The organism is Nostoc sp., from assembly GCF_036917275.1.
Lineage (GTDB): Bacteria > Cyanobacteriota > Cyanobacteriia > Cyanobacteriales > Nostocaceae > Nostoc.
Genome location: NZ_JBALDF010000036.1, coordinates 1 through 24,797 on the forward strand (window position 1 = coordinate 1; position 24,797 = coordinate 24,797).

Annotated in this window: 18 protein-coding genes and 1 pseudogene; 13 read left to right on the forward strand and 6 right to left on the reverse strand. The window is 42.3% G+C overall.

Annotated features, from left to right (window positions below; all coding sequences use genetic code 11):
• A pseudogene (locus tag V7K35_RS14440) lies at window positions 1-194 on the reverse strand (hypothetical protein); the annotation flags it as partial.
• 20 nt (window positions 195-214) lie between these two features.
• On the opposite strand from V7K35_RS14440, the gene V7K35_RS14445 reads away from it, so the two are divergent.
• The 8 genes from V7K35_RS14445 (at window position 215) to V7K35_RS14480 (ending at window position 11,803) form a co-directional block, all read left to right on the forward strand.
• On the forward strand, window positions 215-604 hold the full coding sequence (locus tag V7K35_RS14445; RefSeq protein ID WP_335079984.1) for a hypothetical protein: 390 nt from the start codon (window positions 215-217) through the stop codon (window positions 602-604).
• A gap of 57 nt (window positions 605-661) precedes the next feature.
• Complete coding sequence (locus V7K35_RS14450; RefSeq protein ID WP_335079985.1) at window positions 662-1,942, forward strand: S41 family peptidase; 1,281 nt, start codon at window positions 662-664, stop codon at window positions 1,940-1,942.
• Window positions 1,943-1,987: 45 nt separating this feature from the next.
• Window positions 1,988-2,896, forward strand: coding sequence for a hypothetical protein (locus V7K35_RS14455; RefSeq protein ID WP_335079986.1), 909 nt, complete (start codon window positions 1,988-1,990; stop codon window positions 2,894-2,896).
• A gap of 206 nt (window positions 2,897-3,102) precedes the next feature.
• Window positions 3,103-4,632: an efflux RND transporter periplasmic adaptor subunit gene (locus V7K35_RS14460; protein WP_335079987.1), complete on the forward strand. Its 1,530-nt coding sequence runs from the start codon at window positions 3,103-3,105 to the stop codon at window positions 4,630-4,632.
• Complete coding sequence (locus tag V7K35_RS14465) at window positions 4,629-7,751, forward strand: efflux RND transporter permease subunit (protein ID WP_335079988.1); 3,123 nt, start codon at window positions 4,629-4,631, stop codon at window positions 7,749-7,751. The genes V7K35_RS14460 and V7K35_RS14465 overlap by 4 nt, the downstream gene beginning before the upstream one ends.
• 158 nt (window positions 7,752-7,909) lie before the next feature.
• Window positions 7,910-8,233, forward strand: coding sequence for a DUF433 domain-containing protein (locus V7K35_RS14470; RefSeq protein ID WP_335079989.1), 324 nt, complete (start codon window positions 7,910-7,912; stop codon window positions 8,231-8,233).
• Window positions 8,234-8,248: 15 nt separating this feature from the next.
• Window positions 8,249-8,599: a DUF5615 family PIN-like protein gene (locus tag V7K35_RS14475; protein WP_335079990.1), complete on the forward strand. Its 351-nt coding sequence runs from the start codon at window positions 8,249-8,251 to the stop codon at window positions 8,597-8,599.
• Window positions 8,600-8,674: 75 nt separating this feature from the next.
• Window positions 8,675-11,803 carry an efflux RND transporter permease subunit gene (locus V7K35_RS14480; protein ID WP_335079991.1) on the forward strand — a complete coding sequence of 1,043 codons (3,129 nt, stop codon included), beginning with the start codon at window positions 8,675-8,677 and terminating at the stop codon, window positions 11,801-11,803.
• Between the two features lie 445 nt (window positions 11,804-12,248).
• Here the strand turns inward: V7K35_RS14480 and V7K35_RS14485 are convergent, their stop codons facing one another.
• Window positions 12,249-12,425, reverse strand: coding sequence for a hypothetical protein (locus V7K35_RS14485; RefSeq protein ID WP_442939727.1), 177 nt, complete (start codon window positions 12,423-12,425; stop codon window positions 12,249-12,251).
• A gap of 364 nt (window positions 12,426-12,789) precedes the next feature.
• Window positions 12,790-13,377 (reverse strand): hypothetical protein, encoded by a 588-nt coding sequence (locus tag V7K35_RS14490; RefSeq protein WP_335079992.1) that lies wholly within the window; start codon window positions 13,375-13,377, stop codon window positions 12,790-12,792.
• 516 nt (window positions 13,378-13,893) lie between these two features.
• Here V7K35_RS14490 and V7K35_RS14495 point away from each other — a divergent pair.
• A complete protein-coding gene (locus tag V7K35_RS14495; protein WP_335079993.1) occupies window positions 13,894-15,333 on the forward strand; it encodes a DUF3131 domain-containing protein in 1,440 nt (479 codons plus the stop codon).
• 277 nt (window positions 15,334-15,610) lie between these two features.
• Here V7K35_RS14495 and V7K35_RS14500 read toward each other — a convergent pair whose 3' ends face one another.
• Complete coding sequence (locus V7K35_RS14500) at window positions 15,611-15,946, reverse strand: hypothetical protein (protein WP_273770523.1); 336 nt, start codon at window positions 15,944-15,946, stop codon at window positions 15,611-15,613.
• Between the two features lie 8 nt (window positions 15,947-15,954).
• A complete protein-coding gene (locus V7K35_RS14505; protein WP_335079994.1) occupies window positions 15,955-16,389 on the reverse strand; it encodes a hypothetical protein in 435 nt (144 codons plus the stop codon).
• A gap of 630 nt (window positions 16,390-17,019) precedes the next feature.
• Here V7K35_RS14505 and V7K35_RS14510 point away from each other — a divergent pair.
• From V7K35_RS14510 to V7K35_RS14525, 4 genes are all read left to right on the forward strand, one after another.
• Window positions 17,020-19,827 (forward strand): DUF3131 domain-containing protein, encoded by a 2,808-nt coding sequence (locus tag V7K35_RS14510; protein ID WP_335079995.1) that lies wholly within the window; start codon window positions 17,020-17,022, stop codon window positions 19,825-19,827.
• 182 nt (window positions 19,828-20,009) lie between these two features.
• A complete protein-coding gene (locus tag V7K35_RS14515) occupies window positions 20,010-21,110 on the forward strand; it encodes a tyrosine-type recombinase/integrase (RefSeq protein ID WP_335079996.1) in 1,101 nt (366 codons plus the stop codon).
• 3 nt (window positions 21,111-21,113) lie between these two features.
• A complete protein-coding gene (locus V7K35_RS14520) occupies window positions 21,114-22,715 on the forward strand; it encodes a tyrosine-type recombinase/integrase (RefSeq protein WP_335079997.1) in 1,602 nt (533 codons plus the stop codon).
• Window positions 22,708-23,622 (forward strand): DUF6262 family protein, encoded by a 915-nt coding sequence (locus tag V7K35_RS14525; RefSeq protein ID WP_335079998.1) that lies wholly within the window; start codon window positions 22,708-22,710, stop codon window positions 23,620-23,622. The genes V7K35_RS14520 and V7K35_RS14525 overlap by 8 nt, the downstream gene beginning before the upstream one ends.
• Before the next feature lie 87 nt (window positions 23,623-23,709).
• Here the strand turns inward: V7K35_RS14525 and V7K35_RS14530 are convergent, their stop codons facing one another.
• A complete protein-coding gene (locus V7K35_RS14530; protein WP_335079999.1) occupies window positions 23,710-24,549 on the reverse strand; it encodes an MT-A70 family methyltransferase in 840 nt (279 codons plus the stop codon).
• Window positions 24,550-24,797: the final 248 nt, after the last annotated feature.

Genomic DNA, 24,797 nt, shown 5'->3' on the forward strand with positions numbered 1-24,797 from the left:
AAAGACTCATTAACGGAGTTCAAAGACTCATTCACGAGTATAAAAGACTCGTCAGCGAGTATAAAAGACTCATTAACGGAGTTCAAAGACTCATTAACGGAGTTAAAAGACTCGTTCACGAGTATCAAAGACTCGTCAGCAAGTATTAAACCAATGCCCCCTGCCCCCTTGGTCAGAACAGTCGGATTACACACAACAAAAATCAGAGAAATAAATGATTAAAAAACAGATAATTTTACCAACCCTTTTACTTGCAACTATCCTGATTGCAGGAATGACAGGTTGCACCAGTTCAAAGTCTCCAGATGTGTCTCAAGGAGAGGACTCTGGAACAAAGGTATCTAATACCAACACTTCTGCGACAAACTCTCCTGGGGCGAATACGCCGGAACGCGCCGAGAAACGCGAAGCAGTTCGCAAGCAAGTTGAGGCAGTTCTGACTCCAGATCAGGTAAAGCAATTGTCAGCGAAATTACAACAAGGTGAAAGAATGCGTAAAGCAGTATTGAGCCTGAATCTCACGGCTGAACAAAAGACTAAAATTCAGGATATTTTTAAGACTGCCTATCCCCACCGGAAAGGGCAATCCCAAGAGAAGTCCTAGTGCAAAAAGTCAAAAAAAAGAATACTTATAAGGTAATAGATGCTAAATAGTTAAATTATGTTCAAGCAAAAATTGATCCTCAAGATAGAACTCGCTATTATCACAGCAATCCTGGCAGGAAGTAGTCTCTACGCTTCAAAAGCTCTAGGTAAACCCCAACCTAGCCCCCAAAGACTCGTGGATGAAGTGTGGCAAATCTTAGATAAAAATTATGTTGATGTCAGCTTTAACCATCAAGATTGGAAAGCAATTCGACAGCAGTATCTTAACCGTTCCTATAGTTCCAACAAACAGGCTTATGGGGCGATTCAAGAAATGGTGGCTAAATTAGGCGATCGCTACACAGAGTTTTTCGACCCCCAGGAATTTCTTGCCTTAAATAAAGACCTTTCTGGCAACCTCAGTGGTGTAGGGCTGGAACTGGCACAGAATGAAAAAACTAAAGCTTTAACCGTTGTCGCCCCAATTCAAGGAACGCCTGCTTTTAAAGCAGGTATTTTGCCGGACGATGTAATTGTCCAGATTAACGGTCAAAGAACTCAGGGGATGAAAATTGAGGATGCCGTTAAGCGGATTCTCGGCCCGGTGGGAACCAAGGTAGTACTAACGATTCAACGGGGCAATCAATCGCAAACTTTCAACCTTACCCGCGCAAATATTGCTATCCATCCTGTAACTTACAACACGCAAACAACAGCAGTGGGTAAAATTGGTTATATTCGTTTACCAGAGTTTACGCAAACGGCGGCGGGAGAGATGCATCGAGCAATTCAAGCATTAGAAAAACAGCAGGTGCAGGGCTACGTTTTGGATCTGCGTTCCGATCCAGGTGGACTGCTGGATGCGAGTTTGCAAATTGCCAGTATGTGGTTGAAGCAAGGGGCGATCGTATCTTTGGTAAATCGAGACAAAGTTAAAGAAAGTTACAATGCGTCGGGACACCCCCTCACCAACAAACCTTTAGTGATCCTGGTCGATAAGGGATCTGCTAGCGCTAGCGAAATTCTGTCGGGAGCGCTGCAAGATGACAATCGCGCTAGGTTAGTAGGGACTCGCACCTTCGGTAAAGGTTTAGTTCAATCCGTAGAGCCACTTTCTGATGGTTCGGCGCTGAAACTAACGATCGCTAAATACTACACACCCAAAGGTCGAGATATCAATCATGTCGGCATTGCACCAGATATTAACGTGGAGTTAACTGAGGCACAACAGAAAGCATTGGTGCAAAACCGAACTTTGGGGACATCAGCTGATCCTCAGTATGCTAGCGCCGTTGCTGACCTGAGCAAATTGATTCAGTCACAGGCTAATCATGTAAGTTTACAACGTGGGCAATAAGTATAGGGATACTCTTGAGAATATCTCCTATCGCCACTTTCAATCATGTCAACCCGCAAAGCCCAACGACTTCAAATTTGTGAACCAGTCCCAGGTCTGCAAATCTTGGTTCGACTCAGTAACACTCCCCTAGTGCGGACAGTCATAGCTACTGTTACCCATCATCAGCTAGCGATCGTCGGGCTTGTATTTGTTGCCACCTTGGTTTTTGCTATGCGGGATAACGCCCCCTGGCTGACAGTGCCTAAACAGGTGGCGATTGAATTCTTTTCTGCTGTATCCCAGTCCTTAGCTGCTTTATTGGGGGTGTTAATTGTTTTCCTGACGTTTAATAGTCAGTTGATCGCTCAAAGGCAGCATGAGGACTACTATACACTTCAGATTCAGATTGACCAACTCATTCGTCTAACTCAATCTCTTCCCCCCGAACTCAGTAATTTTGAGGAAACTCTGATAGCGCTGATTAACTATTTAGTTCCCTTGCATTTAAAGGATTTACCAATTTGGGCAACTAGTTCCCAGGTGCTAACTTTGGACAAGCTTTTAGACAATTTCAAGAATGAAGATGAATGGGCGCAAGGGCAGCAACAATACTCCTTAGCTACCCATCTATACCGACAACAAATTTTACTTGTCATCAATAACATCGAAGAAATCGTGGAGGGATTTTCCAGGCTTTACAATCGCATCCTAGAAATGAGCCGTTTCATTCTGGCGATCGTCAAGTTGTCCTTTCTGTTGGGAGTTTCGCTCCTATTTCTGCTGTTATTTGGCATTATCGATTTGCAAAGGAAGTTTCCTGATCTCAGCCTACCTGTAATTGTTTCTCTAGCAATTTGGGTGTTGATTGCTCTTTTGGAGCTAGTGCTTGATACTTGGTTTCTTTACAAAGACCTTTATGGCTCGTTGAGTCATTATCTGCGGTTTTTCCCTAATAAAAAATCCCCTAATTAAGCAGTTAAGTGAACAGGAACTACTTTTGCAGCTAAATCAAAGGAAAAAAGCCAAGCAGAAAATGATCGCGGTTAATGAATTAGTACGGAATAACGAACCGCCAAGGCGCAGAGGACACGGAGAAATGAGAGTTTGAGAGATATTTTGCTTAAGTCCGATCATACTGAATTCTGTTTTTAATAAACTAAAATCCAGTGGAGGTTCTGATGAACCATGAAATTGCTAATGAGAGTTTGACTGAAAACGAGAAGAGTATAAAACCAGAGCTACCGCGATCGCCAAAAAAGATTACTTGGGTAATTTTGGGCGCGATCTTGCTGGCTGGACTAGTTGTTTTTGGTATTCATGCGGGTGCAGCCAAGACAGAGAAAACTGAAAAATCTGGCCGGAATCGGCAGCAAGTAACACCTGTAACCGTTGCAATGGTGACACAAAAAACGGTTCCGGTACAATTGCAGGCGATCGGCAATGTGCAATCGGGGTCTACAGTATCGATTACGCCCGAAGCTAGTGGACGGATCATTGGAGTTTATTTCAAGAAAGGTCAAGATGTGAAGAAGGGACAACTTTTGTTTACCTTGGATGACCGATCGCAAACTGCTGCAATCCAGCAAGCTCAAGGAACTGTAGCCAAAGACCAAGCCTCGGTACAACAAGCAAGAGCTACATTAGCTAGAGATTTGGGTCAAGTAGACCAAGCTAAAGCGACTTTAGTCAAAGACCAAGCCTTGGTGCGACAAGCTCAGGCAAATTTGGCCAAGGATCAAGCCCAAGAAAAATTTGCCAAAGGACAGAGCGATCGCTATGGTACGTTGTACAAAAAGGGCGCTATCAGCTTGGATCAAGCACAGCAATATGTTGCCAACAGTCAGGCAAGTACAGCAACCCTACAAGCAGATCGAGAAGCGATCGCTAATGCTGAGGCAGTTTTGAAAAGCGATCGGGTGGCGTTGACGAATGCCGGTGCAGTTGTCCAGGGCGATCAAGCTGCGATCGCTAATGCTCAAGCCGTTGTCCGTTCCGACCAGGGAGCATTGGACAATACCAAAGTGCAATTATCTTACGCCAAAATTTATGCGCCAATTGATGGTCGCGCTGGCAATATTCTGGTGACTCTGGGCAATGTGGTGCAAGCTAACAGCACAACTCCACTTGTTACCCTGACCCAAATTCGCCCGATTCAAGTTGCTTTTTCCATTCCCGAAACAAATCTGCCTCAAGTACAAAAGTATATGGAGAATGGCAAGCTGAAGGTAGATGTAACGTTCCCCGATAATCAAGCTCATCCTTTACCAGGTGTTTTGGCATTTGTCAATAATACGGTCGATAACACTACGGGGACAATTCAACTGATTGGCGACTTTGACAACACTCAGGGACATTTATTTCCCGGTCAATTTGTGAACGCAACGCTAACGTTAACCGAAGAACCGAATGCAACGGTTGTTCCCTCCCAAGCCGTGCAGAATGGCCCGGATGGACAGTTTGTCTTTGTAGTTAAGCCAGATATGACGGTAGAAAATGTGCCAGTTACAGTTAGCAACAGCATTAATGGACTAGATGTGGTTGAGAAAGGGCCGCAACCAGGCGATAAAATTGTCACCGATGGTCAAGCGAATCTCGTTTCGGGAAGCAAGATCCGCATCAAAACAGCCGGCAATAACTCAAATGCAGATGGAAATTCCTCGAAGTCAAGAAGAAATCATGCCCCGAAATCAGGCGGAGGTGATTCGTGAACCTCTCAGAACCATTTATCCGCCGTCCGATCATGACGACTCTGGTGATGGCGGCGATTTTAATCTTCGGTTTCATGAGTTATCGCTTGCTGCCAATCAGCGATTTACCAAGTGTGGATTATCCCACAATTCAGGTAAGTGCCGCCCGACCGGGAGCCAGCCCCGAAACGATGGCAGCATCGGTTGCCCGTCCCCTAGAGAAGCAATTTTCCAGTATTGCTGGACTCGATTCGCTCAATTCAACTAGCACTCTGGGACAGACTCAAATTACCCTGCAATTTAACCTGAGCCGCAATATTGATGATGCGGCGCAGGATGTGGAAGCAGCGATATCGGGAGCATCGGGGCAAATTGCTACTGATTTACCTAATCCTCCTACCTACAGCAAGGTTAACCCCGCAGATCAACCGATTCTTTACCTTTATCTGGACTCACCCACTCTGCCCCTTTCCCAGGTAGACAATTATGCCGAGACTTATTTGGCGCAAAAGCTATCTACAATCAATGGGGTAGCACAGGTAGCTGTTTACGGTTCCCAAAAGTATGCGGCTCGAATTCAACTTGATCCGCAGCAATTGGCAACGCGGCAAATTGGGTTAGATCAGGTAGCGACGGCGATTCAACAGAATAACGTCGATTTGCCCACTGGTAGTCTTTCGGGAAATCACAAGAATTTTACAGTCCAAACCAACGGGCAACTCCAGGATGCGGCTGCTTATCGCCAGTTGATTGTGTCTTACAAAGATGGAATGCCCATCTATCTCAATCAACTGGGTCGGATAATTGACAGTGTAGAAAATGACAAGGTAGCAAGCTGGTACAACAATACCCGCGCCATTATTCTCACCATTCAAAGACAGCCCGGAACCAATACGGTGCAGGTTGTAGACACGATTAAGAAATTGCTCCCGAATTTGCGAAGCCAGATTCCGGCATCCGTGGAAATTGGGATTCTCTATGATGCGTCTCAGTCAATTCGAGATTCAGTGGATGATGTCAGATTTACGTTGATTCTGACCATTGGTTTAGTTATCTTAGTAATTTTCCTCTTTTTGCGGAACCTCTCGGCGACGGTGATTCCCAGTTTGGCATTACCCGTTTCGCTGATTGGTACCTTTGCCGTGATGTATATGTTGCATTACTCACTAGATAACCTGTCGCTGATGGCGTTGACCCTTTCGGTGGGTTTCGTAGTGGATGATGCGATCGTCATGCTAGAAAATATCGTCCGTCACATGGAAATGGGGGAACGTCCATTAGAAGCAGCGTTGAATGGGTCAAGAGAAATTGGTTTTACAATCCTGTCGATGACCCTTTCTTTGGTTGCAGTCTTCATCCCCATGTTGTTCATGAGTGAAGTGCTGGGACGATTATTTCATGAATTTGCTGTGACGATCGCAGTTGCAATTCTCGTATCTGGTTTTGTGTCTTTGAGTCTGACTCCGATGTTGTGCAGCCGTTTTCTGCGTCCTGTGGATCATGCTAATCAAAGTCGCTTATATCAAGCTTCCGAATATGTGTTTGATCGCTTGCTGGGTTTGTACGATTGGAGTCTCAAAAAAGTCTTAAAATATCACCGCACCACGATGATTTTATCTGTCTTTTTATTCGCGGTGACAGTTGGACTGTTGGTGATAGTTCCTAAAGGCTTTATTCCTAGCCAAGATACCGGACAAATTACAGCCATTACCCAAGCAGCCCAGGATGCATCTTTCGATAATCTTGTCCAGCATCAGCAGACAGTTGCTAACCTGATCCGCCAAGATCCGAATGTAGATGCAGTCAACTCTAATATTGGGGCGGGAGCCAGTGCTAGTGGCAGTGGGGCAGCAGTTGCAGCCAATTCCGGGAGTTTGTTTATTCGCTTAAAACCGCGATCGCAGCGCCAACTAGGTGCTGATGAAATCATTCAAAATTTGCGAACCAAACTCGCCACTGTTCCAGGCATCCAAGTATTCTTACAAAATCCCCCAGCGATTCCCATTGGCGCTCAACAAAGTACAGGACTTTATCAATTAGCACTTCAAAGTTCTGATGTCAAACCCTTACAGGAGTATGTTCCTCAACTTGTTGTCAAGATGAAGACTTTGACAGAACTCCAGGATGTCAACAGCGATTTACAGTTTGCTTCCCAAATTCAAATTGACATTGACCGCGATAAAGCATCAACTTATGGAATCACCGCCGAGCAAATCGAAAATACCTTGAGAAATGCCTACGGCTCCTACCAAATATCAACCATCTATGCAGCGACCAATGAGTATCAGGTAATTCTGGAATTAGCGCCTCAGTATCAGGAGGATATCAATGCTTTGTTGACACTGTACATTAACTCCAGCACAGGAGTGGCAGTTCCTCTGAAGACATTTGCCAAACTATCTCAGGGAGTCAGCCCGTTAATGGTCAATCATAACGGTCGAATGAACGCCGCCACCATTTCCTTTAACCTCGCTCCTGGTGTTTCCTTGGGAAATGCCAACGAAGAGATTGAAAAACTGATTGATCAGGTAATTCCTGCCAGTATTAGCACCAACTTTAAGGGTGCAAGCCAAGTATTTCAAAGTTCACTGCCGAGTTTGGGTTTACTGTTAGCGATCGCTGTCCTAGTAATTTATCTGATTTTGGGTGTTCTTTATGAGGATTTCATTCACCCAATTACGATTCTTTCCGGTTTGCCTTCAGCAGGTTTTGGCGCATTGTTAACGCTGATAATATTCCATGTCGAACTGAATGTTTACTCCTTCATCGGCATAATTCTCTTGGTGGGCATCGTCAAGAAAAACGGGATCATGATGGTGGACTTTGCAATTGTTGCCCAGCGAAATGAAGGCAAAAAGCCATCTGAGGCGATTTATCAAGCCTGCTTGGTGCGTTTCCGCCCGATTATGATGACGACAATGGCAGCGCTAATGGGAACCTTACCCATAGCGATCGGATTTGGGGCTGGTTCAGAATCCCGCCGTCCTCTAGGTATTGCAGTTGTGGGCGGACTGGTATTTTCTCAGATATTGACTCTGTATTTAACTCCCGTATTTTATATCTACATGGAATCGTGGCGGAAAAAGCTCAGTCAAGTTAAGTTCCGTCGGGTATTTTCATTTACAGGCGGGCGATCGTGATTTTCAACAAGCAATATTAGTGTTTTACCTATGCTCGATTTAACATCAATTTTCTAAAGGAAGGCTACAGATTAAAATAATTCATAATTATGAATTACGAATTACGAAATAGCACCACACTAAAATTTAGATCCTAGCGTTTCTGGAATAATGACACTATGACTTTAGCAATAGAACAAGAAATTCCTCCCTTAAGTGAAGATGCAACAGGTGCAATTCGAGTAGGTAATACAAGGGTTTTGCTAGAAATGGTGATTCGTAGCTTTCAAGATGGTGCATCCCCTGAATCTATTGTTGGGCGTTACTCATCCTTGTCATTATCTGATGTATATCTGACTATTGGCTACTACCTTCGACATCGAGATGCTGTGGAAGCATACCTCGTTCAACGTGAACAATTAGCTGAATCTGTTCATCAACGTTTGTCAAGTGTTCAACCTGATTTGAGCCTAATTCGTTCTCGCTTATTAGCCCAGCAATAAGCTTAAAAAATGTCAATGCTGAAGTTATTGAGCGATGAGAATTTCAATGGCGATATTGTGCGAGGACTATTTCTGCGTCAACCGAATCTTAACTTACTTCGGGTTCAGGATGTTGGTTTGCAGGAAGTAGATGACCCAGCAATTTTAAATTGGGCAGCAGCAAGCGATCGCATACTCCTCACTCATGACCGTGCAACAATGCCAGATTTCGCTTACGAGCGATTGTTAAAGGGAGAACAAATGTTGGGTTTGTTTGTAGTGAATGACCGGATGCCGATTAGACAGGCAATTGATGAATTACTGCTGCTGGTTAATTACAGCGATCAGTCGGAGTGGAAAGGGATTGTCCTATATTTGCCCTTATGAAATATAAACCTAAAACAATACAGACTGAGCGATTTAATTGCACATCTCTACCACATTTCTGGGAGAACACAACTCATGAACCTTTCAGAACTCTTCATTCGTCGTCCAGTCATGACCACCTTGGTAATGATGGGTATCCTCATCTTTGGTCTGATGAGTTATTTCCTGTTACCCATCAGTGCGCTGCCTAACGTTGAATATCCTTTTATTTCTGTCTCTGCTAGTCTCCCTGGTGCTACCCCAGAAACAATGTCATCTTCGGTCGCCGCACCCCTAGAAAGACAGTTTACCGAAATTGCCGGACTCAATTCATTCAATTCCACCAGTTCAACTGGCAGCACCAACATTTCCCTACAATTTGACTTTAGCCGCAGAGTGGAGGATGCTGCAAAAGATGTGCAGGCAGCCATCTCAGCCGCAGCCGGACAACTGCCCGCCGGAATGCCTCACCCCCCCACTTACCGCAAAGTTAACCCGTCTGTCTCACCAGTTCTTTTCCTCTATATGTATTCTGAGACACAGCCAATCTCGACAGTAGATGAATACGCAGAGGTAACAGTTGGTCAGCCAATATCGATGATCAATGGTGTTGCTCAAGTACAGGTTTTTGGTCAACAGCAATATGCAGTCCGAGTCCAGCTTGACCCGCGAGAGTTGGCATCCAGGGGAATTGGTCTAACTCAGGTGAAAACTGCAATTCAACAGGGAAATGTCAACTTACCAACCGGCAGTCTCTCTAACACTTATAAAACCTATACGATTCAGGCGAACGGTCAACTCACCGATGCTGCCAGCTATCGCCAACTGATTGTAACTTACAAAAATGGTGCGCCCGTGCGGCTCCAGGATTTGGGACAGGTGATTGACAGTGAACAAAACGTTAAAGTCTCAAATTTGTATAGCGATCGCAAGGTGACAAACCGCCATTCCGTTGTTCTCGCCGTGCAGCCGCAGCCGGGTGCCAATACAGTAAATATCGTTGATGCTATCCAGAAACTTTTACCTACACTCCGCGAACAAGTTCCCAAATCGATTGAAATGGGGATTATGTACGATCGCTCCCAAACAATCCGAGCCTCTGTCAACGATGTGAAGTTTACCTTGGTTCTCTCGGTTTGTCTAGTTGTCTTGGTGATTTTCTTATTTTTACGTGACATAACTGCGACGCTAATTCCTAGTTTGGCGCTACCTGTAGCCATTATTGGCACTTTTGCTGTAATGTATCTGTCGGGCTTCTCCTTAGACAACCTCTCACTAATGGCGTTGACCCTCTCCGTGGGCTTTGTCGTGGATGATGCGATCGTCGTGTTGGAAAATATCGTCCGTTATCGAGAAATGGGCGAATCTCCCCTAGACGCGGCATTGAAGGGATCAAAGGAAATCAGCTTCACAATTTTGTCAATGACGCTTTCCCTAGTAGCGGTGTTCATTCCGATCATGTTTATGAGTGGAATAATCGGTAAATTATTTCATGAATTTGCCGTGACGATCGCTGTGGCAATTTTGGTTTCGGGTTTTGTTTCCCTCAGTCTCACCCCAATGTTGTGCAGTCGATTCTTAACTTCATCTCATCAGCAAAGACCAAATCGGCTCTATCGAGTCTTAGAAGGGGGATTTGATTTACTCCTGCGGGGATATGATTGGACGCTCAAGCCTGTCTTAAAATACCGCCTGATGACGCTGATTGGTTCTGGTATTCTGCTGGTAATGACCGTCTATCTGTTCATCATCGTTCCCAAAGGATTTATTCCCACAGAAGACACCGGACAACTGATGGCGAACACCAAAGGAGCGCAAGATATTTCTTTTGATGATATGCGCCGCCACCAGCAAACGGTTGTTGACATCATTCGTAAAGACCCCAACATTGAAGCAGTTGACTCGATTGTGGGTGCAAGTGGCCCGAACGCATCGGTCAACTCTGGGCGAATTACGATTCGGCTCAAGCCACGTTCTCAACGTCAACTGAGTGCTGACCAAATCATTCAAGAGTTAACCCCGAAGTTGAGACGGACAACTGGGATTAAAACATTCCTCCGCTCTCCGCCAGCGATTCCCATTGGTGGACAACAAACTAATTCTACTTATCAGTTCACGTTGCAAAGCTTAAATTTGCAAGACCTACGCCAATACGTTCCTAAACTTGTAGATAAAGTCAAAACCCTACCAGGACTCCGGGACGTTGATAGCGATTTACAACTCAGCACTCCCCAAATCCAAGTCAAAGTTGACCACAATAAAGCTGCAACTCTTGGGATTACCGCCCAACAAGTTGAACAAACCCTCAGTGCTGCCTATGGTTCCAGCCAGGTATCAACTATCTATACCCCAAATGACCAATTTTATGTAATCTTAGAAGTGAAACCGGAGTTTCAGCGAGATCCCAGTGCCCTATCGATGCTGTATGTGCAATCGAGTACTGGAAAACAGATTCCCCTAAGTGCGATCGCCAATATCACCCAGAATGTCGGCCCCCTCACTGTCACTCACGTTGCTCAACTTCCCTCTGCAACTATCTCTTTTGACACCCTACCAGGAACGTCTCTAAGTCAGGCTACAGATGCCATCAAGCAAGCAGCCAGTGAGATGCTACCCTCAACAATTACCCCCAGCTTTCAGGGTTCAGCCCAAACTTTCCAGCAGTCCTTCAACGATTTAGGCGTGCTGTTGTTGGTATCTATTTTAGTAATCTATCTGATTCTCGGTATCCTCTATGAGGATTTCATTCACCCGATCACCATTCTTTCTGGTCTACCTTCGGCGGGTTTTGGCGCATTACTGACGCTGCTGATTTTTCAGGTTGATTTAAATCTTTACTCTTTCATCGGCATCATCCTGCTAGTGGGCATCGTCAAGAAAAACGGGATTATGCTAGTGGATTTTGCAATTGAGGCGCAGCGAAAGGAAGGGAAAAATTCCTTTGATGCCATCTATGCGGCTTGCTTGATTCGCTTCCGTCCGATTATGATGACGACGATGGCAGCTTTAATTGGCACACTCCCGATTGCTCTGGGGACGGGAGTAGGTTCAGAAGCGCGTCGGCCTTTAGGGATTGCGATCGTTGGTGGATTACTGTTCTCTCAGATATTGACTCTCTATCTGACTCCAGTGTTTTATACTTACATGGAGGCATGGCGAAAAAAGCTTAGTGTACAAAGTAGAAAAGCTGAAAAAAAGCATCTGCCAGCAATTAAAAGTCAATGATAGTTTTTGATAAAATTGGATTCAGGGGGCGACAGGGGAGCTAAAGAGCTTGCTGTATAAGTGGCATAGCTTTCAAACCTTGGCGATAAAACCTCTGCTTATTGCGAATAGAACTTATGAGTTCCTCAACCCATATTTGACACTCATGAAAAGCAGTTATCCAATTTTGTCAGTATAAACCTATCCAAAAATTACTGTGCCGTTTTTTAGTTCTACCTTTTTCTTGAGTCCGACAGACATAGAGTTGTTGTATTTGTAATTTAGTCCTTTGTCGAATGGCACTAAGAAAAGCCGAAAAGCTTGTGTAACCTTGTTCCCAGTCTGAAGACTGGGAACGAGTTCCAAGAGGCTCTGCCTCTCGTTAACAAAGAGGAGGCGGAGCCTCTCACAATGGTTTCCCAGCCTGGAGGCTCTTAACGAGGCAACACAAGACTTTGGACTTATCTTAGTGCCATTCAGTCCTTTGTCCTTGTAACCAAGCAGAAGTCATTGCCAAGGTAATTAACAAAATTAAACGTACAAGTCTATCAGGATTAGCTTTAGAACCCTCCAGATTGTAACCACCAGTTTTACAGTCTTTAAACATCGCCTCTTCAACTGGTCGAATCTCTTGAGGATACATTGAAGTCTGACTCCAGATATAGCAAGGGACTGGGGACTGGGTGAAAAGCCTTTTTGTATCTAATACCAATTCTCTATGAAGATGCACAGAATATTAAACGAACCGCCAAGTACGCCAAGAGCGCCAAGAATGGAGAGTTACTCATTTAATGCAGCTTCACATTAAATTGGTATAAGTTTTATCATGTGTTAATGTCCTAAGCACCTTAGCTATTGCTATACTAGACCGGGAGAAGGTTTCAGATTTGATTTTACAAGTTTGTCCGTTCGCGTTGAAAGCGCTGGGTCGTCGCAAGAGCTTGATGCTGCCGAAACTAGTATGGCAGGCCCAGTCAGGTGCAGCACCTGCTTTAGCAGTATAGTTCTCACCTACAGACCAAATTGGGCTGACTACTGTACAACCGAAATAACGGCTGGTGACTAACTTTTACATTGCTATGGCGCAGATTGAAATCTGTCGGTTGGAGTCGATACTCGGCAAAAAGCCGCAGCAGTTCTGCTTCGTGTTCGACAGCGAACACTAAGAATAGATCCGGTCGGCGATCGCCAGTTAGAATATTGATCGCCTGATACACTGGCTCAGGGATGAAGAACGGGGGATCAACGACAATCACATCAAATTCTCGGTTAATCGGCTGCGGCTCCCGCAAATCATAAGGGAGGAAATCCGCGAATTCGGCAAATTTCGGGTCAATGTCTAGAAGCGTAACCCGACGCCCTCGTCGAAACCATTCAGCTGCAAGCCGAGGTGTACAAAGGCAACAGGGATTTGCATATACATCCAGCGCGCACACGAGCGTGGAAGCGGTTTGTTGTGTGAAGAATATCTGGCTCAACGTGAAGTCAGGAGGTACAAACTGGTCGATGGGATCTACCCTAGACTCAAACCACGGCTGACCAGGACCGATTGCCATCCGCTCCGTCAAAACCCGCTTAAGTTGATCTTTGTCCATACGTAGACCTCTTGCGACATCTGTATAACGTCTCAAATCAGCGGCTACTGAGGTCTTTGATGCACCACTAGGATCTCATGTCAGTCGGCTGCATCGTAATGTTAGCTTGAATTTCTCACAACTGAAAAATAATTTAGATGATTTTTGAAAAAGAAATTACTAGCTAAAGTGGTTGAATCAACATATCCCATTTTGGGAAAAGTGGATTTGGCTGTAATCTAGACTCGACTTGCTGGCTTTCTTAGTCAGGGAAATCTCTTTTTGGTAAATAGTCTTACTTTGAGCAAGTGAGCGAGATACTGACAGGCTTCATCAATAAATAGAACGTCATTGTTAGTTAGATTTAAAAGTTGGGAAAAATGTATTTGGTGAAACTACGCAAGTATAGCCCCTGCCATTCTGCTTAGACAAGTCTGCGATGGATAGCTGTCAGAGCTACTCTCTTCGATTTGCTAATCTCCTAAGCTGTCTGACCACTGCTATAACAGTAATTTACAATATGAGGCTTGAATCCGCATGAGTTCTGATTTTCAACCACCACCTAAGAGTTTGTCCATACTAGCTTCTGTAGGAGGAGTTGTTACCGCTGTAATAGCGATCGCAATTTTAAATTTTTGGTCTAAGCAACTTTCTCAGACTGTTCCCATAGCAAAATCTAAAATATCAACTGCCAGTCTTGATGCAAAATCTATAGTTTTGCAAGGGACACCTATTACTAAGAGCCAACTAACAGAAGCTAAGACTCCCTATGTTGCCCCTGGAGTCGGATCATTAACTCCAGAGGAAACTGCAACTGGCCGTCAGGCTTGGTTATACTTTCAGCGTAACTGGAACAATGAAACTGGCTTAGTTAATTCTGTCGATGGTTTTAAGTCTGTGACGATGTGGGATCAAGCAGCAGCGATCGCAGCCTTAGTCAGTGCTAGAGAACTCAATATTGTGCCTGCGGCTGAGTTTGAAGCAAAAATGAGCAAAATGTTGAAAACACTGGCATCTATGCCCTTATACAAAGGTGAACTGCCCAACAAGGTCTACAATGCAAAAACCCTTATACCAGTTAATTATGGTCAACTTGAAAAACGCGAAGAAATTGGTTGGTCAGCCATCGATTTAGGGCGGATGGCAATCTGGCTAAAAATTGTCGGGGCAAAGTATCCACAGTTGCGATCGCTTTCTACAGACGTTTGGAAACATTGGCAAGTCAACCGTCTTACCAAAAATGGACAAATGTACGGTACTGCCGTTATTAAAGGCAAAGAACAATATAACCAAGAAGGTCGCTTAGGGTATGAAAATTATGCTGCCTATGGTTTGAAGCTTTGGGGCTTGGATGTTAAACAAGCCTTAGATTATCAGTCCCATACTGCCTTTGTTAATCTTTACGGACAGGGAATTCCTTACGATCAACGGGACTATAAAAACTCTGGAGCGAATAACTACGTTCTTAGCGAACCCTATATTTTAGATGGTATCGAAACTGGGTTTCAATCTTTGCCTAAAGCTTATGCTGATCGGATTTTGGCCGCTCAAGCAGCGCGTTATGAAGCGACAAAACAATTAACTGCCGTTACCGAAGACAACTTAGATCGACCTCCATACTTTGTTTACAGCAGTTTGTTTGTTAATGGAGAACCTTGGGTAACCATCACAGATACCCAACAACAGCACAATGATTTGCGATTTCTCAGTGCCAAAGCTGCGATCGGTTGGCATGTGCTTTACAATACTACTTACACTAAGCAGTTATTTGATTTTGTCCAAGTTAACCTTAACTCTAAGGACGGCTGGTACAACGGCTTTTATGAATCCCTGCGTCAACCGAATAAGACTCTCACCGCCAACAATAATGGCGTGATTTTAGAAAGCTTGCTGTATAAGCAAGTCGGACAACCACTTACTGTGTGGGCAGGAGTTACAAGCCAGAAGTTAACCGAAAGGGTTATTACAACACCATAACTTATAGTTAAGATTCTAAAGCAATGAAAAAACTGGCGTTGCATAGAAGTATAAATTCGAGCGACGCCAAATAGCCTGTCTTAGATATCGTTATGCAATGTCCAAGGTGTGCATCAACTTATAACCGCAAGAATAGCAAAAAATGGGGTATACAAAATCACATATGTTTTAACGGCTAAACTCACTTGACGCAGACAACCTTTGCAACTTAACCAACTATTTTGAGGTGTTCTAGTGCAGTGACTTGTTAGGGTGCGGCGATAAATAGGCTTGAGAATTACTCGTAGCGCCCTTTTTTCGATTTAATCACCTCAATTACATCATCGTGCCTTTGCCCTTCAATAACATCCTTGAGATGAATTTGCCCACTAATGTATTGAACGTGGATACGCCAGCCTGAAACTTTATCGATATCAGCACGATAAATTGCTTGCTTTACACCCTTTACTTTGTGCAGTCTCGTTTTTGGAAATTTTCTTGTTCTGTGACACTCGTTATCTTCAAGTTCTGCCAATGCTTCAAGAAAACAAATCTTTAGGTCGTCATCTGGCAAAATCTTCATAGCTTCGTAAATAATGCCATATTCATCACACAGAGTAAGGGTTTGCGCCATAAACAAGCTTACGGAATCTGGGCAATTTCTCGATTGTCATGGAATAGCTCTTGATACAAAGATTCTGCTACATCTTTATATGCTTTATCGAGGTCATCGTGTTTGACTACTCGAAAAAGAGTAAAAATAACTTGCCCAAAAATTGGATCTTCGTCAACTGCCAAAATCACCCTTAGTTTTTGAGAAATCCGTAGCGTATACAGCGAAGATTCGTAACCATTAAGATATGACAGTAGAGGAAGACGACGCAACTTACGATAAACATCAGCTTTTTGAGTTGGGAAGAGGCTAGCGCAATCGTTAATTTTTTGAATCACTGTTGCTTTCTCATCTTCGCTTAACTTAGCAAGATCCTTCTCAAAGCGTCTTGTTGACTCAATTAGAACATCCACGTTACAAACTGCCAATCTAAATTTAGCTACTTGCCCTGATGATTTAAGCATAACAACACTCGTTGCTCAAATAGCCCTGCAAGAACTTAACAATCCTTAAGCTTGTGTGACTAGGCTGTAGGAAATAAATACAATCATTCTAAATTAGCTAGGATATACGATAAAATCAGGCTTTGAGATATTTATTGTTGATAATTAGGCAAACAATTTATATTTCTTCATATACATTGAATTTTTCTTACCGACTTACTTATACAAACTTTTTCCGTATACAGAACCCGTTTAGAAAACAATATAGAAAATTTCCGTATAATTCACCCTGGTATCCAGAATTTTTCCGACTATCATCCTGTAGTCAGATACTATACAGATTTTTTCTGGATATCAAACTATGGAAAAACGCCCGAAGAAGTTGATGGAACAGCTTCAGAATGTAATTGCCTTAAACATGATTCGTACAGTACTGAGAAAACCTATATTCTGAACCGTGGTAGTCGAGGTGTTCGGAGTCCGATTGACTTATAAAAAATCTATTATGAATGCGCGATTTGATGTTGTTCACTGGCTTCTACTCGACTGAATTAATAAAGCCATTATGAAAAGAACAGACCTGGTAAAGCTCGATTTATGAATTATAACTGTACAGACGGGCTATGACGCTCCTAACTCTTTCTTTGAATTATGATATACAAACCCCCTCAACAAAAGCTGTTGAGATGGATTGCATTGTTCCTAGTTGGGACATTTCTGCAATTGTTGTTTTACATCCCGACACCAGTCTTATCCCAAAATTCCAATAGCTGTAGCAATATTACAGCCCCACTCACCCCTGAAGAACAAATTTATGCTCGTGGTGCTTGGCAATATTTTGTCAAAAATTATCAGCCAGCAACAGGATTTACCAATTCTACTGGGGGTTATCCTTCCGGTACACTCTGGGATATGGGTAACTACCTGATGGCATTGAATGCTGCACGATGGTTGAATCTTACTGACCAAGCGGACTTTGATTCCCGCCTCAACAAGTTTTTAACGACTCTCAGTAGCCTGAAGTTATTTGAAGATACCTTGCCCAATAAAGTCTATAACGCAGCCACAGCAGAGATGGTTGATTATGGCAACAATCCCCTTGAGCGGGGTATTGGCTGGTCTGCTTTGGATGTCGGGCGAATACTTGCGGCGTTTGATGTCATCCGTACCTGTCATCCTCAATATAATGAGTGGCTCAAAGGAATTGTAGCGAAATGGCAAGTGGCGCGATCGCTCAAAGATGGACAACTTTTTGGCGCTACTGTTCTCCCAGACAACAAAACGTTATTAGTGCAAGAAGGACGACTTGGTTATGAAGAATACGGCGGTAGGGGTTATCAACTTTGGGGTTTCTCTGCACCAAAAGCTATTGCTTTTGAGCCGTTTAACTTAGTCGAAATTAATGGTGTACAAATTCCCGTTGATACGCGTGACTTTAAAAGCACCAACGCTAATAATTACGTTGTTAGTGAGTCTTATATCCTTGATGGGATTGAGTTTGGCTTGCAAGGTGAGTTAGCTGATTTTGCTGCCAGGGTTTTAGAGGTGCAAAAACGGCGTTACGATAGCACAGGTCAGTTGACTGCGGTAACAGAAGATAATATTGACCAAGCGCCTTATTTTCTTTACAACACCGTCTACGCAAACGGTGCAAACTGGGCAACTATTACCGATGCCAACCAGCCTTATCCACAGTTTCGTAGCATTAGCACAAAAGCTGCTTTTGGCTGGCGTTATCTTTTTCCAGATAATGCCTATGCCCAAAAAGTTTTTGATGCAGTCAAGGATCTCCGTAGTCCTGATGATAGTGGTTATTATGCTGGCATTTATGAAGAATCAAAACAACCCAATAAAGCTTTGACAGGTAATACTAATGGGCTAATTTTGGAGATTTTATACTACAAAGCTAAGGGAAATCACCCTTTAATTGCTTCCACTTCTGCAAATGTGTCTACTGGTAAGCCCAGTGAAAATGCTTCTCCTGCAACAGCCTCAAATCAACCGAATTCTACTGTTACGACTCCGACTGCAACCCCTACTGACACTTCTAAAATTACGGAAGTGACCGTTGCACCTATTCCACCAGTGGATAGTCCTAAGCCATCATCTCAGATGAAGATGGCTCGACCACTGACAGTTATTGAAAGGCGTTATGCGGAAGCCGCTTGGCGATACTTTCAAGCGAATTATCACTCCAAGAGTGGGCTGATCGACGATCGCAGTGATTTCAAAGGCGCAACTCTCTGGGGCTTAGGAGATTATCTCGCAGCACTCCATGCAGCGCGATCGCTTGATATAATTACCCCAAAAGAATTTGACCAATGGACTCGCCATCTTTTAGCAGCCTTGACAAAGTTACCGTTGTTTGGTGGAGAGTTGCCGGGTCGGGGTTACGATACGCGATCGCTCCAACCAGTAGATTATGGTGGAAATCCAGTTCCAGAAGGAAACGGTTGGTCAGCTTTAGATTTAGGCAGGATACTAGCAGCGCTTTACAACTTAAAAACTTGTCATCCAGAATATACGGCTGCCGTAGATAAAATTGTGCTGGATTGGTCATACTTGCGTGTGGTGCGTGAAGGTATTCTCTCCAGTGCTATAACCGCCAAAGCTGAAGATGGGCGATCGCTTACTCGCATCAACCCTGAAACCCGCTTGGGTTATGAGGAATATGCAGCTCGTGCTTTTCAATTATGGGGATTTAATGTTGAGCATTCTGCTATTGGTGGTGAATATCAAACTGCCTCAGTAGAGGGAGTGAAAGTACCAATTCAACGCCGTCGCACAGATACTAACTCCAAAGTTAACCAATACACAGTTAGCAATCCTTTTTTACTCTATGCACTGGAGTTTGGACTAGATCCACAAATGCGATCGCTTTTTGAACCAATTTTTCAGGCGCAAGCTGAACGTTACCGTCGCACCGACACCCTCACAGCCTCAGCCACCACCTTGATTGATCGTAAACCTTACACTGTCCACAGCACAATTACTGGAAAAGGTGAGCCTTGGGCAGCTTTAGCAGATGACGGGCAAACTGTACCAAAGGGGCGATTGGTAAGTACAGCAGTCGCTTTCGCCTATCATGCCCTGCTTCCAGAAAACAAGTATAGTCAAGAGTTATTGCAAGGAACGACCGACTTATACAATCCATTAGCCGGCTTTTATGAGGGTTTCTATGAAGCCACAGGTAAAACAGCAATTGGTTTCACCAGCAGCACCAACAGTATGATTTTGCAATCCTTGCTATACAAAGTGATGAATCGACAACCCCTAATTCGTCCGACTACCACGATGAACTCTCCTTGGTGGGTAGCAGTTAGCAAAAGTGATTCTGGGCGAGGTCTACCCAACACTACCACACAACAAATCAAGTTAATTTCTGATTCTTCTGGAAGTTACTGGGTTTCGGATAGCGAAAATACTCGGCTAGTAACTGGCACAAAAGTTACAGAATAAGTTGACACGCACCTCCATTTAAGCTCATCCCACGCCTTGCAGTTATTTCTTATTAAATCATAAATAAAAACAACAACAACAGCGTAGCTGATATGAAGTTTTATCACTACGCTGTTGTCATATATATACAGATTAATCATTTAAGTCTATAATGTAAACATCGATATTCCGGGTAGGTGAGGATGAAAGTCCAAAAAGGTATCCTCCCAGACACCAACCGTCAGGTTTGGATGGTGCTGGATGACGATTATTTGCCTATTGAGCCAATCCAGAAATACCTGCATTATTTAGACAGCGTAGGGCGTTCTCCAAACACGATTCAGACCTATGCCCATAACCTCAAACTGTTCTGGGAGTTTTTACGGGATTCAAAGTTAAATTGGCTCGAAATTGATTTAGAGCAGCTATCAAACTTTATCCACTGGTTGAGAAACCCCAACTCCGGGGTTTTATCTGTTCAGCCACAGGTTTCTAAACGCTGCGAGAAGACTATTAATCATTGCCTGACAACTGTTTGTGGGTTCTATGAGTTTCAAGAGCGTATAGGGGCAACTGAAGGGGTAGGGGCTTATCGCTATCAATTGCAGCCAGGACGTAAATACAAGTCTTTTTTACACCACATTAGCAAGGGTAAAGAGGTTAAGACACGGCTATTAAAAATCAAAGAACCAAAGACATTCCCTGGATGTTTAACACCTGAGCAAGTTAACACCTTAGTTGAAGCCTGTAACTCATTGCGTGACAAGTTTTTAATTAGGTTGCTATATGAAACAGGATTACGAATAGGTGAAGCGTTAGGACTAAGACATGAAGATATGGTTACTGGTAAAACCAATGAAATTCATGTAGTACCAAGATTAGATAACGTTAATCATGTTAGAGCTAAATCTGGAACAGAGCGAACAGTTCACGTTAGCAAAGAACTGATGCAATGGTACTCAGCTTACTTGATAGATGAGTACCCAGAAGATATTGATTGTGATTTTGTTTTTCTAGTGATTAAAGCTCCAGGCAAGGGTGAAATTGGCACACCATTGGCTTATAAAACTGTTGATAGTTTGTTTAGACGGCTGTCCAAAAAGACAGACATTAAAGTTAGCCCACATCTACTGAGGCATACCCATGCAACAGAATTAATAAAGTCAGGATGGGAAATGACTTATGTACAAAAGCGGTTAGGACATACTGATATTCAAACAACTGTTAACACTTACGTTCATCTTTTGGATGAAGATTTGAAGTCAGCTTACAAGGAATATTTACAACGTAGAGGGAAAGAATAATAAATGCAACCAAAGCCTGAAGTCAATAAACAGATTGATTTACAAATAGTCAAAGATAATACAGAGCCAGTTTGTTATCGATGCGGAAGTAGTGAATATCATAAACGTGGACTGACAAAGGCAGGCAAACAACGTTATTTTTGTTTAGATTGTCGCCGTTATTTTGCTGATGATGTTGACTATACGAACTGTAAACCTAATTATTTAAAATTAGGAGACGATGTTTGGGATGCTTCTGTTCTGGGAGTTAAAACTAGAATTTATAGCCAAGAGACTAAATTAGTTTTTTTGTATTTTAAGCAGAATTGGCTAAAAGATACAGTTAAAAAATTTATTAGATATAAAGCCAGTAATACATCTTTTAGGCAATTACAAAAATATATTCAAAAGTTAGGTGAGTTTTCTAAGTTTCTTGAGATATATTATCCTTTAATTACTTTTGAAAGTTTAACTAGAAAAGTCATGATTGACTTTATAGATTTCTTGAATCAGAAAAAACTTAATAACGAAACAAAAAATCAGTATCTTGGTACTATAAATATATTTTTTGAAACTGGCAAGATGAATTCATGGTTTGATGTACCAGCTTATTTAATTAAACCTGAAGATTATGGAAAACTAACCAAACATCTTCCTAGATATATACCAGAAGAAGTAATGCAACAGCTAAACCAACATTTAGAGGCACTGCCAGAATCAGTGATGCGAATGGTGTTGGTACTTCAGGAGACAGGGCTAAGAATTGGTGAGCTTTTGCAATTACCAATGAATTGTTTAAAGTTTGATGCTAAAGGAGGGGCATATATTCAATATATGAATTGGAAAATGAGCAAGGAAGACACTAAGCCAATTTCTATGGAATTAGCAAAGACTATCAAAGAGCAAGAAAATTACATTAGACAACATTTAGAGCAAGATTTTGAATATTTATTTTGCGCTAGGAAAACTGGTAAGTATCGTGATAGAAATACTTTTTATCCCAAAGCTAAAGTTATGGATGATAAGGCTTTCATTAAATTTTTAAAGCAACTTACTGAAGACTTTGATATTAAAGATAACTCAGGTAAACGTTGGAATTTTGAATCTCACCAGTTTCGTCATACGGTTGGTACAAGAATGGTAAATCTTGGTGTACCGTTCCATATAATTCAGCGATATTTAGGGCATGAATCGCCTCAGATGACGATGACGTATGCCCATATTCATGACGAGACTCTCAGAAAAGAGGTTGAGAAGTATCACGAATCAAGAGTAGTTAATTTCCAAGGTGAAACTTCTGAATTAGATGAAACGATACTGTCTAGTAATGACGACTTGGAATGGTTTAAGAAAAACGTACAAGCTAGAGCATTAGAACATGGTTATTGTGCTAGACCCAAGGTATTGGGTGATTGCGACATCCCTGGTTTTGATGGTTGCTATAACTGCCCTCATTGGAGAACTAATAAAAACTTTATACCGATTTTAAAAGACACTTTAGAGCGTACCAACAACGTTTTAGAAAAAGCTCAAAACTGTGGTTGGCAGCTACAAGTTCATAAAAATACGCCTATTAAAGAGAACTTAGAGAAAGTCATTAAAATCTTGGAGGCAGACAATGACTAACAGGAAGATAGAAGCTTTACAAGAGGCAGCAGCACACAAAGCTAAGGAATCAGCAGAACGTGTAGAGAAAGCACTTGAGAGGATGATAAAACAGGGACAGGTAATTAGTTTTAAATCTGTTGCTCAAACCGCTAATGTGTCTACCGCTTACTTGTATAAGCAGGAAGATTTGAGGAGTAGAATTGAAACTCTGCGTGACCAGCAGAAGCAAAGACCTAAATCTAAACAGGCTCCACCAGCATCGGACAATTCTAAATCTGTAATTATTTCCACCTTGAGGGAAGAGAACAAGAAATTACGAGCAGAAATAGAAGGGCTACGCCGAGTCAATGAAGGGTTAGCAGGTAGAGTTTATCATTTACAAGGTGCTGAGGAGTTAGCAGAAAGACTCAAGAGCGAAAATGCAGAGCTAAAGAAACAACTAGATGAATGTCGCCGTCAGTCTCCACCACCTCAAAAAGATGATCCAAAAGTAACCTCTATAGAAAAGAAGCGAACTAAAAAAAGTGGTGGCAGCGATAGTATTAAATCTGAACTAGATGCACTAAAAATAAAAATAAGTACAACCCTGTCAAAGTTGATAGAACAGGTTCCAGAGGAAACAGTACTAAAAGCGATTGATACGCTCAAAGAAGCTTTATCCACTACCAAGGTACGCAATCCAGCAGGGTTTTTAGCAGAAGCTATCAGAAATACTTGGATACCGAATGAAGGGTATGAGGAGAAAGCAGAACTGGATATTTTTAAAGAATGGTTCCCAGTTGCTAGGTCAAAAAGATTAGTTATAGCCTCAAGAAAAATTGAAGGAGTGCTACACGTTTGCACACCTGAAGGTGAATGGATTTCTTTTGGAGAAATGGTTGTTCAATATCCACTAGAAAGTTTGAAGCTCAAAAAAGTTGATTAACACTATTAAGATAATTAATCTTCTTACGCTGAGGCTCCTTGAGAATAACGGAGCAATTGTCATTCGACGCTCTTTAGATGCTGAAATTTACATTGGGAGGACACTTGATCTTTGCACTTCTACAGCCGTCTCGTGTGATACATCTGATTGGTTATCAAATTTATCTACCTCATTACCCCAAACATCCCATCCTTCTCTTTTTTGTCTTGCAAACATTTCCAATTTTGTTCCATTACATAGATGACTAACTAGCTCATAAAACTCTTCTGGTTTTCTTGAATGTTCTCTTCTAGGTGCTTTTAAAATAGTCGGTTCATTGGTTAATTTTTTAGAGTGTGAAAAGCTGGTTACGTGACCGTGAACTGCCAGAATACAGTGTTCTGTAGAGTTTCTCAACCAGTGTCCTGTACCTATTCTAGTTGTTCCTTTTTTTGAAACTTTTTCCCAAGTCAGAATTGTTTTTAATTCAAAGCCCCAATGTTTAATACATTCTGCCGCTTCTAATAAATGATTATTTGTAAACCATAGCCATAATACAGTTCCTTGTTTATCGCATAGCTCTGGAATTGGTAGTAACAGTATTTCTTCTATTTTCATTGGTGGGTATGGTATTCGGTTTCTATGAGTTGCGTCATCTTTTCTAAGATTATAAAACCAAGGTGGATCGATAACAATACAGTTATATTTTTTATCAGAAATATTGTAAGTTTTAGCTTTTAGTTTTTCTTCTTCTTCCTTAATTTTTTTTAAAAAATCTTCTTTATGACTTTGGGGTATATTTAATGTTTCTATGGTTTCACAAGCTTTTTCGTATTTACCAAGGTATGTGTGATTTTGTCTAGGGGTTTTGACTGAGCTATAACGTTTAGATTCGATTATGTAATAATAGTTCGTCCCGTTTTCTTGCTTAGTTCTGATAAAAGTCATATTTTAGAATATAGATTTATAAAAACTGTAATCAAATTATACATGAAGTTATTTGTAGTGTCAAATTATTTTTGTCACTACAAACAACTCCATGTATAGTTTAAGCTATAAAGTGCTTTTACAGTAACACAATAATTATTATAAATATTCATATTTGTCTAAATCATCAGTTTAAACACTTTCTCATTTGCTTGGCTATTTAGTAAATATTAGTGCTGTAAATCAAGAATAGATCCTATTGCAACGTT